The sequence below is a fragment of the Micromonospora sp. NPDC051296 genome (genome assembly GCF_040682255.1).
Lineage (GTDB): Bacteria > Actinomycetota > Actinomycetes > Mycobacteriales > Micromonosporaceae > Micromonospora > Micromonospora craterilacus.
The window spans coordinates 1-1,164 of record NZ_JBFBAO010000678.1 but is presented as its reverse complement, the minus strand read 5'-3'; the positions used below and the strand labels follow the sequence as shown (position 1 = coordinate 1,164).

At 65.9% G+C, this 1,164-nt stretch carries 2 protein-coding genes; both read left to right on the top strand.

The annotated features are described in order from the left end of the window. Window positions 1-143 precede the first annotated feature (143 nt). The gene (locus AB0M52_RS34075; RefSeq protein WP_363962021.1) at window positions 144-638 is read left to right on the top strand and encodes a sugar O-acetyltransferase; all 495 of its coding nucleotides are present in this window, start codon (window positions 144-146) and stop codon (window positions 636-638) included. Between the two features lie 218 nt (window positions 639-856). Next, a partial coding sequence (locus AB0M52_RS34070) for a PhzF family phenazine biosynthesis isomerase (RefSeq protein ID WP_363962019.1) occupies window positions 857-1,164 on the top strand: 308 nt, incomplete at its 3' end.

Sequence of the window (1,164 nt, the reverse complement as noted above, 5' to 3'; positions counted from 1 at the left end):
CCTCACCAAAGACCGCGACAAGTAGCACGAAACGACCTCCGGGGGGTCAATCCCAATCCGTCGTTAGGGGGTCAGTTCCAGTCCGCCGTTGACAAACACGGACGCCCGAGTCACGAGCCTTCGCGGCGCGCGTACAGCTCGTCATGACCTTGACCTCGCGCCTCAACGGGCTGCCGTTTGACGACCTCGGCGCGCGCAGGACGGTGCTCACCGAGATCTTCGGTCAACCGATCCCCGACTCTCTGTCCATCCTGCCCCCGTTCTATTGCGATTACGGGCTTGGCGCATCGTTCGGCGAGCGCGTGTTCATCAATCAGGGATGCTTCTTCCTCGACTACGGGGGCATCACGATCGGTGACCGCGTCCTGATCGGCCCCCGAGTGACTCTGAGCACGGCGGGACACCCCGTCGAGCTCGACGAACGGTACGACTTCATCACGCACGCGCCCATCGTCATCGAGGATGACGTGTGGATCGGCGCCGCAGCCACGATCACCCCTGGTGTGACAATCGGTCGCGGCTCGGTCGTCGGCGCGGGCGCCGTCGTTGCGAAGGACGTGCCGCCGCGGAGTGTGGTGACGGCAACAAGCGTTGTCGAGCGAAAACGTCTGAAGCCGGCGTCTCCTGCAACCACCTGAGGCCTGCGGCTCGCCCTGCTCCAGGCGCGGTGGGCGCGGCGCTTCGTCTGGATCGGTCCGCTCTCGACGTGCTCGTGTTTCCACTGGCGGAACTGGTGATGTGGCTGACCTTGTTCCAGCCAGCCCTGCACGCCGTGTGGGCTACCGGGCTGCTCTTGCGGCCGCGGGGGTGTGGATTGCACTCGAATTCGGTGGGCTTCCGCCCTAGGATCATGATCATGGAGATCCTGCGGTACGCCGCGTTCAGTGCCGATCCGGCTGGCGGCAACCCGGCTGGTGTCGTGCTGGACGCCACCGGGCTCGGTGACACGGAGATGCAGCGGATAGCGGCCGAGGTCGGATACTCCGAAACGGCGTTCCTCGTGCCTGGCGGGGATGGGCATTTCACGGTGCGCTACTTCAGCCCGAAGGCAGAAGTCCCATTCTGCGGCCACGCGACCATCGCGTCGGCAGCTGCCTACGCCGAGCGGCACGGCCCGGGAGTCCTGCATCTGGAGACCCGCGCCGGCCTGGTCGAGGTCTCCAC

Bases quoted from the DNA above. Each gene is read 5' to 3' on its own strand.
- AB0M52_RS34075 (WP_363962021.1), top strand. From the start codon at position 144: ATGACCTTGACCTCGCGCCTCAACGGGCTGCCGTTTGACGACCTCGGC.